The organism is Halopseudomonas oceani, from assembly GCF_963677335.1.
Classification (GTDB): Bacteria; Pseudomonadota; Gammaproteobacteria; order Pseudomonadales; family Pseudomonadaceae; genus Halopseudomonas; species Halopseudomonas oceani.
The window spans coordinates 856,523-865,614 of the sequence record NZ_OY781932.1 but is presented as its reverse complement, the minus strand read 5'-3'; the positions used below and the strand labels follow the sequence as shown (position 1 = coordinate 865,614).

Annotated in this window: 14 protein-coding genes; 11 read left to right on the top strand and 3 right to left on the bottom strand. The window is 60.6% G+C overall.

Annotation, left to right across the window (positions count from 1 at the left end; all coding sequences use genetic code 11):
* Window positions 1-3 precede the first annotated feature (3 nt).
* Window positions 4-1,158 carry a helix-turn-helix transcriptional regulator gene (locus tag ACKPCU_RS03975; RefSeq protein ID WP_321350089.1) on the bottom strand — a complete coding sequence of 385 codons (1,155 nt, stop codon included), beginning with the start codon at window positions 1,156-1,158 and terminating at the stop codon, window positions 4-6.
* Window positions 1,159-1,196: 38 nt separating this feature from the next.
* Entirely contained in the window at window positions 1,197-1,544 is a 348-nt protein-coding gene (locus tag ACKPCU_RS03970; RefSeq protein ID WP_321350088.1) for a hypothetical protein, read from the bottom strand.
* 229 nt (window positions 1,545-1,773) lie between these two features.
* On the opposite strand from ACKPCU_RS03970, the gene ACKPCU_RS03965 reads away from it, so the two are divergent.
* The 10 genes from ACKPCU_RS03965 to ACKPCU_RS03920 all read left to right on the top strand — a co-directional run bounded on the left by ACKPCU_RS03965 (window position 1,774) and on the right by ACKPCU_RS03920 (window position 7,754).
* Window positions 1,774-2,697: a hypothetical protein gene (locus ACKPCU_RS03965; RefSeq protein WP_321350086.1), complete on the top strand. Its 924-nt coding sequence runs from the start codon at window positions 1,774-1,776 to the stop codon at window positions 2,695-2,697.
* Window positions 2,698-2,802: 105 nt separating this feature from the next.
* Complete coding sequence (locus ACKPCU_RS03960) at window positions 2,803-3,105, top strand: DUF2845 domain-containing protein (RefSeq protein ID WP_321350084.1); 303 nt, start codon at window positions 2,803-2,805, stop codon at window positions 3,103-3,105.
* 76 nt (window positions 3,106-3,181) lie between these two features.
* Complete coding sequence (locus tag ACKPCU_RS03955; protein WP_321350082.1) at window positions 3,182-3,811, top strand: SDR family oxidoreductase; 630 nt, start codon at window positions 3,182-3,184, stop codon at window positions 3,809-3,811.
* A 175-nt stretch (window positions 3,812-3,986) separates the two neighbouring features.
* Entirely contained in the window at window positions 3,987-4,349 is a 363-nt protein-coding gene (locus tag ACKPCU_RS03950; RefSeq protein ID WP_104736470.1) for a hypothetical protein, read from the top strand.
* Window positions 4,346-5,476 carry a saccharopine dehydrogenase family protein gene (locus ACKPCU_RS03945; protein ID WP_321350080.1) on the top strand — a complete coding sequence of 377 codons (1,131 nt, stop codon included), beginning with the start codon at window positions 4,346-4,348 and terminating at the stop codon, window positions 5,474-5,476. Before ACKPCU_RS03950 ends, ACKPCU_RS03945 begins: the two co-directional genes overlap by 4 nt.
* Entirely contained in the window at window positions 5,469-5,942 is a 474-nt protein-coding gene (locus ACKPCU_RS03940; protein WP_104736472.1) for a DUF2269 family protein, read from the top strand. The genes ACKPCU_RS03945 and ACKPCU_RS03940 overlap by 8 nt, the downstream gene beginning before the upstream one ends.
* Before the next feature lie 4 nt (window positions 5,943-5,946).
* Window positions 5,947-6,330, top strand: a complete 384-nt coding sequence (locus tag ACKPCU_RS03935) for a DoxX-like family protein (protein WP_321350077.1) — start codon at window positions 5,947-5,949, stop codon at window positions 6,328-6,330.
* Between the two features lie 33 nt (window positions 6,331-6,363).
* Window positions 6,364-6,786, top strand: coding sequence for a GFA family protein (locus ACKPCU_RS03930; protein ID WP_321350075.1), 423 nt, complete (start codon window positions 6,364-6,366; stop codon window positions 6,784-6,786).
* Between the two features lie 122 nt (window positions 6,787-6,908).
* The gene (locus tag ACKPCU_RS03925) at window positions 6,909-7,289 is read left to right on the top strand and encodes a VOC family protein (RefSeq protein WP_321350073.1); all 381 of its coding nucleotides are present in this window, start codon (window positions 6,909-6,911) and stop codon (window positions 7,287-7,289) included.
* Between the two features lie 132 nt (window positions 7,290-7,421).
* The gene (locus tag ACKPCU_RS03920; protein ID WP_321350070.1) at window positions 7,422-7,754 is read left to right on the top strand and encodes a DMT family transporter; all 333 of its coding nucleotides are present in this window, start codon (window positions 7,422-7,424) and stop codon (window positions 7,752-7,754) included.
* 10 nt (window positions 7,755-7,764) lie between these two features.
* Here ACKPCU_RS03920 and ACKPCU_RS03915 read toward each other — a convergent pair whose 3' ends face one another.
* Entirely contained in the window at window positions 7,765-8,244 is a 480-nt protein-coding gene (locus tag ACKPCU_RS03915) for a winged helix-turn-helix transcriptional regulator (protein ID WP_321350068.1), read from the bottom strand.
* 107 nt (window positions 8,245-8,351) lie between these two features.
* On the opposite strand from ACKPCU_RS03915, the gene ACKPCU_RS03910 reads away from it, so the two are divergent.
* On the top strand, window positions 8,352-9,083 hold the full coding sequence (locus ACKPCU_RS03910; protein ID WP_104736478.1) for an SDR family oxidoreductase: 732 nt from the start codon (window positions 8,352-8,354) through the stop codon (window positions 9,081-9,083).
* Window positions 9,084-9,092: the final 9 nt, after the last annotated feature.

Here is a 9,092-nt window from a genome sequence, read left to right as displayed (position 1 = left end):
CAACTAGCCCAGCGCCCGAACCAGCATCGATACCAGCTCAGTCTGCTTGCGGTAACCGTTCTTGCCGAGCAGGTTCTTGATGTGCTGGCGGGCAGTATGTATCGAGATAAAGCGCTTTTTGGCGATATCGTTGGCACTCAGCCCCTGCATCAGGTCGCCCGCCACCGCCGCTTCGGCCGGCGTGCAATCAAATAGCTGTTGCAGTCGCTGAAGGTCGGGCGGCTGATGACTGCCAAAGCTGAACAGCTCAACCAGCACACCGTTGTTCTCAGCGCGCTCCGCGATCAGCGGTGTGAGACAAAGCGCAATGCGTTCATCACCAGCGTTGACGAACAGAGTTCGGGTAGCCAGTTTGCTCTGATGGGAGTGAACGATGCAGGTGCTTATTGCCGCGCTCAACTTACGCGCCAGTGCACGGTCACGGCTTTGCAGGCGCTGGTCACCATCAATGTAAAGTACGCCGCTGCGCGCCAGTAGCGTCTCTGCGGCGGCGTTGGCCTGAGCTACGCTGGCCAGCGCGTTGAACACAATCAGCGGCTTGTTGACGTAATCCAGCGCCAGGGCGAGGTTTTCGTTGTTGTTGCTCGACTGGTACAGCTTGAGGTGTAACGCGACGGCGTTTTCAATATGCGGTGCCAGCATGTTCATCTGCATCAGTTCTGCCGCGCTATAGGGCCCGTGATCCCGATGTCGGTTGGCGATAAATACCACCTTACTGTTGGCATCCCGGCAGACCAGCATGCCGGCACTGTCTCCCATACCAACCTGTTCAGCCCAGGCCCGGCTTTGCGGGCCGAGCAGATCGAGAATGCTGCCGTCTGTCTCGCCCCGCATGAAGGACTCGAACTGGCGCGGCGGCAGCTGCACATAACGACTGATCGCCTCATCGCGCTCGGGCAGATCGCTGTTCATGTACCAGTCTTCAAACCCCTCCGGGTAGCCGAAGGTCCAGCCGTAAATCAACCGTTGCGGTGCCTGAGAAACCCCGAGAATACCGCCCTGCAGGGCCTTGAAGTGCTCACGAAATGCAACAAAGAAAGGGGAGAAGCCAGCGCTGTCGTGCAGACAACGGTAGAGAATGCTGACCAGATTGTTATAGGTCTGCAATCCTTCCCCACTAAGCACGGGAGCTGACAGGTCGACACTCTGATTTGGCATACTTCCACCAATCCGCCTTACGTTGCGGTTCGAGCGGGCTACTCCACCCGTACCAGTTTAATGTTGACCAGATCGTTGCCCTGCATCAGCGTATTGTCATCAACGATGGTCCAGACCTCTTCGTTCTCACCGCTCTTGAAGACCAGATAGCGCTTGCCTGCCGACTCGCGCTCGAAGATCTCGTCAAAACGCGTGCGCTTGCCTTCGGATTCGATGTAGTAATCACCGATAACGATGCGGTCGGCGCCGGCCATCTCAGCAAACGCGTTGAGCACGTCATTGCTGGATCCCGCGCGGCTTTCGTAGACACCCTCGAAGTCGTGACCGCCGCAGGCGCTGAGCAGCGCGACTGCAACCAGCAGGGCACTGTATTTGAACCATTTCATGGAATGTTCCTTGTGCAAAAACCGCAGCGGCGGCGTGTTGACCATCATAACCTGACAGGACAGCGACCCATACCCGCACGGTCCTTCTCGGGCCGCCCCTATAACCCCGATGAATAGCGCGCCACAGAGCATTTGCCGGGGTCCGGAGCCGCCGCCTAAACTCGGTCGTTGATCAAGGCACGTGCCCGGCGCCGTGCAGCCATAAACCCCTTGCAGGAAGACAGCCCCCATGAGTTTCGATACCCCCCTCTACCTCTGCGGCCCGCTGCGCGAGCCCAAGCAGATGCTGGCTGACCAGGAATACAGCGGTCACTCTTCGATTCACGACGATGACATGGCCGAGAAGCTGGGCTTCCGTGCCGGCCCGATCGAAGGCCCGACCCACTTCAGCCAGTTCACTCCGCTGCTGGTCGAACTCTGGGGCCAGGCCTGGTTTGAGCGCGGCTGCTTCTCCTCGCACTTCCAGAATATGGTGGTCGAGGGCGAACAGGTACGCGCCTTCGTCGAGCGCCCGGCTCCGGGCCAGACCCGTGTCCGTTGCTGGGCGGAAAAGGCCGACGGCACGCCGGTCCTGGAAGCCAGCGCCAGCATTGGCGCTGCCCCAGGCGAGAGCCTGTTGTACGAACGCATGGCCAAGCTGCGTGCACCGGAGAAGCTGGTCATCCTGTCTGACCTGCGAGTTGGCATGAAAGGCGCCGTCGACGAGAAGGTGCGCATGGACCCGGACCAGTACATGGGCAAACTCTATCCATTCTCGCTGAACCAGAAGCTGGCCGGCATCACCGAGAATTCCCCTTGGTACTCCGATGGCAACAGCACGCCGTGGGGCCGCGCGGTGATTCCGACCGAAATGGTCAGCGTGCTGGCCGAATACACCAACAAGGATGCCGAATTTCCGGTCAAGCAGCCGGTCATCGGCCTGTTTGCCGACCAGGAAATCCGCATGATCGACGGCCCGCTGCTGGTCGGCGAGGACTACCTGATCCGCCGCGAGATTGTCGCCCTGTCCGAGAGCAAGCGCACCGAGTCCTACTGGGTACTGTCGCGCATCTATGATGCCAGCGGCGAGGTGCTGAAGGCCGAAATGCTGCTCAACCATGCCACCCTCAAACACTCCTACGCCAACTACGAAGCGGAAGCCGCCGCGCTCTGAAACAGGCCCCTCTAAAAACCACCTGAATATGCTCCGGTCCTTGCGTTGGGGCCGGAGCCGGTGGGAGTATCAGCGGTAAGAACGCTCACTGACAGGAGGTTAGGGATGTTGATTCGACTACGCCAACGGGCACTGCTAGCTGCGCTGATAGCCATGCTGTTCAGCATGCCAGCACACGCGCTACGCTGCGGAACCAGCATTGTCGAGGAAGGCGACCTCAAGTTCGAGGTGTTGCAAGCCTGTGGTGAGCCGATCTCCCGCGAGGTCATCGGCTACATAGACAGCGCCCGGGTGAACGACCGTATTCGGGTCATGAACATTGAAGAATGGATCTACCAGATTAACGGCAACTACCAGAGCCTGGAATTCGAGGGCAACCAACTGGTACGCATTACCCGCGTCCGCTGACCCGCGTCAGCGCCGCTGCAAAAACAACAAACGCACTCCCGCAGAGGGTGCGACATACCGTTGAGGATGTCTGTTCATGAGCAAGACTCTGGTTATCGGCAGTACCGGTCAAATCGGACTGCAACTAATGCCGCTGCTGCAGCAGGCAGGTCTGAACGTGGTCGCCCTGACCCGCAACCCCGGCAAGCTGGCCGGCATCGACGGCCTGGAGATTATCGAGGGCGACCTGGAGAGTGACTTCGAGCAGGCTTTCGTCGGCTGTGAGCGGGTCATCTTTACCGCCGGCTCAGGAGCCAGTACCGGGGCAGACAAAACCCTGCTGGTCGACCTGTGGGCCGCCCGCAAGGCCGTTGACTACGCCCTCAAGCACCATCTCAAGCACTTTGTCATGGTCAGCTCGCGGGGCGCTGACAATCCCGACCGCGGCAACTCGCCGATCAAACCCTACTTGGTCGCCAAGTGTTTTGCCGACGAGTACCTGCAACGCTCAGGCGTGCCCTACACCATCCTCCGGCCAGGCCGTCTGACCGATGCTGCCGCCACCGGCTGCATCACCACCCGCCGCCCGGAAGAGGCAGAACGCCAGCACATCACTCGCGCCGATACCGCGCGTATCATTGCTCACGTGGTTAAGACCGGGCAAAGCCGCAACACCATCTACGAGTTGTATCAGGGCGACACTCCCTTCGCTGACCTGATCGCCTGAGCTGCGTGACAGCGTGCCGCACGCGACCGTGCGGCGAGGCTCTGGCATACTCGGCAGCACGCAAGCGAAAGTCACGGTGGAGAGGGAGTTCAGCCAGCTTGCCGGACATTTGCGCCCCTCCCCATCCTTCCTGACTTTCTGCCCAACCTGCGTCGTCAATCAGGGGAGGATCAGCATGCAGTGTTTCAACCATCAACAACAGGCCGCCATCGGAGTGTGCAAGTGTTGCAGCCGTGGCCTGTGCGCTGAGTGCGCCAAAGATCTCGGGCACGGCCTGGCCTGCCGCGACCGACACGAGGCGCAGGTCGAGGCGATGAACATGATCATCGAGAAGAACGCCCGCATCTACGCGGCAGCACCCAAAAACATTCTGATCGGCCCGGTCTTTTTCCTACTGCTGGGCCTGCTGTTTGCCGGCTTCGGTTACTTCAGCGCAGGCGGCATCACCGATCTGCCATTCCTAATGGGGCTGGCCTTCATCATTTTTGCTGTTGTGTCCTTCGTTCGCAGCCGAGCGCTGTTTCGTGACGCCCCATGAGCTGCCAGCGCATTCTGGTTCTTGGCGGCTACGGCAACTTTGGCAAGCGCATCACCGAAGGTCTGGCGGCCACCGCCGGTATTACCCTGATCATCGCCGGGCGCCGCAACGCGCCAGCGCGACAGTTACAGGCCCAGTTGCAGGCGACTGCAAGCGCTCAGCTGGAAACCGCGGAACTGGATCTTCACGCTGCCGACTTTGAAGCGCGACTCAGCGCCCTCAAGCCGGACCTGCTGATACATACCGGCGGGCCGTTTCAGGGCCAGGACTACCGCGTACCCAGGGCCTGCATCGCCATCGGCTGTCACTACATCGATCTGGCCGACGACCGCCGTTTTGTCTGCGACATCAGCCAGCTGGACGCCGAGGCACGTGCTGCCGGGGTCCTGATCGTCAGCGGCGCCAGCTCGGTGCCGGGGCTGTCATCCTGCGTTATCGCCCACCATGCCGAGCAATTCAGCCGGCTCGACGACATCGACTTTGCGATTGCCCCGGGCAATCAGGCTGAGCGTGGCGAAGCGACCATACGCGCCATCCTGTCCTATACCGGACACCCAATCACAGTCTGGCAGGACAGTCGCTGGCAGCAGGTCTACGGCTGGATGTCACTGCGGCGTCTGTGGTTTGACGACATCATCGGCCGCCGACCGCTGGCCAACGTCGATATCCCCGATCTGGAACTGCTGCCGGCGGCCTATCCCGAGGTACGCAGCGTACGTTTTCAGGCGGGACTCGAGCTTGGCCTGCTGCATTACGGCATGGGGTTGATGGCTGCGGTTGCGCGTATCGGCCTGGTTCGCAACTGGGCACGCTGGAGCAAGCCGATTGTCCGCGCCAGTGAGTGGTTTATCCGCTGGGGCACCGATATCGGCGGCATGCAGATCAATCTGCGCGGATTGGGCCACCAGCAACAACCGCTGCACCTGAAATGGCTACTAGGCGCCACGGACGGAATCGGCCCGTATATCCCGACCCTGTCGGCGCTTATCCTTACTCGTCAGCTGATCAGCGGTGAACTAGGCGAGTGCGGTGCCAAACCCTGCATGAACCTGTTCCCCTTCGAGGCATTCGAACAGGAAGCGCAGGGGCTGGCAATCTATCACCGGCTGGAAGTCCACCGTGGATAACTACCTGCTGCTCAAGCTGCTGCACATTCTCGGCGCTACCGTACTGGCCGGTACCGGCAGCGGCATTGCCTTTTTCATGTTCATGGCTCACCGCAGCGGCAATGTCCAGGCGCTGGCGGTAACCACTCGCCATGTGGTGCTGGCCGACTGGCTGTTTACCGCACCGGCTGTAGTGTTGCAGCTCGGGACCGGTCTACTGCTTACCCGCCGACTGGGGTTCAGCCTGACCTCGCCCTGGTTCCTCAGCGTGCTTGGTCTGTTCGTGTTCATCGGCCTGTGCTGGCTACCGGTGGTGGCGATCCAATACCGACTGCGCCAACTGGCGAATGAGGCGCTGGATACCGGTGAGCTCTCTGCGGATTTTCACCACCAGATGCGTTGGTGGACAGCGCTGGGCATTCCCGCCTTTGCCGCCATCCTGCTGCTGTTCTGGCTGATGGTCTTCAAGCCGCTGCCGCTGGTGTGAGCCGATGAGCCGAATCGAACACCTGTTTGCGCGCCTCAGCCTGGCTCTGCTCTGGCTGCTAACCGGTGTGGTCTCTCTGACCGCGGGCCAGTCGATTGGCGTTGAGGTGCTAACCGCTGCCGGGGTTGACCGCACCTTGATCGTCCCCTTGATCTGGGCTGGCAGCCTGCTGGACCTGGCGCTTGGCCTGTGGTTGCTGAGCGGCTGGGCGCTGCGGCTGTGTTGCGCGCTGCAGCTAGGGGTGGTGATCAGCTACTCGATACTGCTCAGCCTGCTTGCTCCCGCGTTCTGGTTGCACCCATTCGGTCCCCTGAGCAAGAACCTGCCGATTCTGGTACTGATCTGGCTGCTACTACGCGACCATGACAAGCGCACCGAGCTGACCTAAGGTATCTTCAGAGTCACTACCGGGAGCCAGCTCATGTTGCCGATCAAAACACTCGAAGGCCACTGTCTGTGTGGTGCCGTAACCCTGCGGGCCGCCGTTAACCACGACCAGGTGGGCGCCTGCCACTGCACGACCTGTCGACGCTGGGGTGGCGGCCCGCTGCTCGCCGTCGAAAGCGATCAGCCCGTGGAATGCAGCGGCGAGCAGCACATTGGCGTATACGCCTCGTCAGACTGGGCCGAGCGCGGCTTCTGCAAGGAGTGCGGCACCCACCTGTTTTACCGCCTGCGCGAACAACCGTTCTACGCCATTCCAGTCGGATTGTTTGATGATCAGCGGGACTGGCAGCTGAACCGGGAAGTGTTCATCGACCAAAAACCCGGGTTCTACTGTTTCGCCCAGCGCACCGAGCAACTGACCGGCGAAGAACTGTTCGCACTGCATGCCGACGACTAGCCGATAACCCCTCCTTATGACCCATCAATCTCCCCCGACGGAGGCATTGACGTTGTCACGGCTTGGGCAGACGCTTGAAGCGACGTAACACCAAAACAACACCAACCAGAAGGGATCACCCGATGTTCAGTCACATCATGCTTGGCGCCAATGATCTGGAAAAATCCAAGGCGTTCTATGACGCCACCCTCGGCGTTGTCGGTTGCAAGCCCGGCTTTGCCGACCCCAAGGGTCGCATCTTCTACATGACCCCAAGCGGCGTGTTCGCGCTCACCAAGCCAATCAACGGCGAGCCTGCCTCCTGCGGTAACGGCAGCACCATTGGTTTTGCCATGGAAAGCCCGGAACAGACCGATGCCTGGCACGCCGCCGGCCTGGCGGCTGGCGGCACCGAGTGCGAGGATCCGCCCGGTGTTCGTGAAGGCAACGGCATGAAACTGTATCTGGCCTACCTGCGTGACCCGGCTGGCAACAAGCTGTGCGCCATGTACCGCATGCCCTAAGGCAAGTCCTTCCCTCGAGCAGTTCGGCGGCTTTCGCAGCCGCCGGATTGCGCACAACCCGCCGCAAAAAAAACAGTTTGTTCCTGCGCCAGCAGCCTGCGTAACATCGCCTAACCAACCGAGGCGATACGCATGAACCATTGGGTCTACCTGATCACAGCCATTGTGTCCGAAGTGATTGCCACTTCCGCCCTGAAAGCCAGCACTGGCTTCACCAAACCGCTGCCATCGGTGGTTGTGGTAATTGGCTATTTGGTCTCTTTTTACTTTCTTTCGCTGACACTCAAGACCATTCCGGTGGGCATTGCCTATGCCATCTGGTCTGGAGTGGGCGTGGTGCTCATATCGGTCGTGGCCTGGCTACTGTGCGGCCAGAAGCTCGACCTGCCTGCGCTAATCGGCATGGGGCTGATCATCAGCGGCGTCATGGTCATCAATCTGTTTTCCAAAACCGCCGGGCACTGAAGCCACTCACTCAGCCCGCCAACAACTTCTCCACCTCTTCGCCAAACGCGGCACCCGGGCGCACATCGACATCCCGCGGGCCGACCGGCTCAGCACATTCCGAACAGACCATCACCGGTTTCATGCGCTGACCGCAGCCCTTGTGATAGTGCTCGATGGGCGCACCACGCTCATCCGCCATCCAGGTATCGCCCCAGCTGACCAGCGACAGAATCACCGGATGCAGCGCCAGCCCCTTGTCGGTCAGCCGGTACTCCTCACGCAGGGGTTTTTGCTGATACGGCACCTTGACCAGCACCCCGTGTTCAACCAGCTTCTTCAGACGATCAGCCAGCAGGTGGCGGGTCAGGCCGATGCGCCGCTCGAAGGCATCGAAGCGGCGTACGCCGAGAAAGCAGTCGCGCAGAATCAGCAACGTCCAGCGGTCGCCCACCACCGCCAGCGTGCGAGACATGGAGCAGGGCTGCTCACCCAGTTCTTCCCAGCGCATGTATTAACCCTCCAGTTGATGTGCTCAGAGTAGCTTGACAAGTTCCATAATGAAACCCACCATCAAGTTAGTTCCAAAAAAGAACCATAGATAACAAGGACCATGCCATGACAGCAACTGCACCCGTAGCCGTGGTGATCGGCGCCGGTGACGCCACCGGTGGCGCTATCGCTCGCCGCTTCGCCCGTGAAGGTTTTACCCTCTGCGTGACCCGCCGCAATGCTGACAGCCTGAGCGAGCTGGTTACTCGGATCGAGGCTGACGGCGGCAAGGCCCACGCCTTCGGCTGTGATGCGCGCAATGAAGACGAGATGGTCGGTCTGTTCGAGCACATCGAGCGCGAGATCGGCCCGGTTGAAGTGGCAGTTTTCAACATCGGCGCCAACGTGCGTTTCGGTATTACCGAGACCACTGCCCGGGTCTACCGCAAGGTCTGGGAAATGGCCGGCTTCGCCGGCTTCCTCACCGGCCGGGAAGCCGCCAAGGTGATGTTGCCGCGCGGCAAGGGCACCATTATTTTCACCGGGGCCACGGCCTCGCTGCGTGGCGGTTCGGGCTTCTCAGCCTTTGCCGGCGCCAAGTTTGCGCTGCGTGCACTGGCCCAAAGCATGGCCCGCGAACTGGGCCCGCAGGGCATCCATGTCGCCCACCCGATCATCGACGGTGCCATTGATACGGCTTTTATTCGCGACAACTTCCCCGAGCGCTATGCGCTGAAAGATCGAGACGGCATCCTTAACCCCGAACATATTGCCGACCAATACTGGGCCATTCATACCCAGCCGCGCGACAGCTGGACCCATGAGCTGGACCTGCGCCCCTGGATGGAAACCTTTTAATTCAGCTCT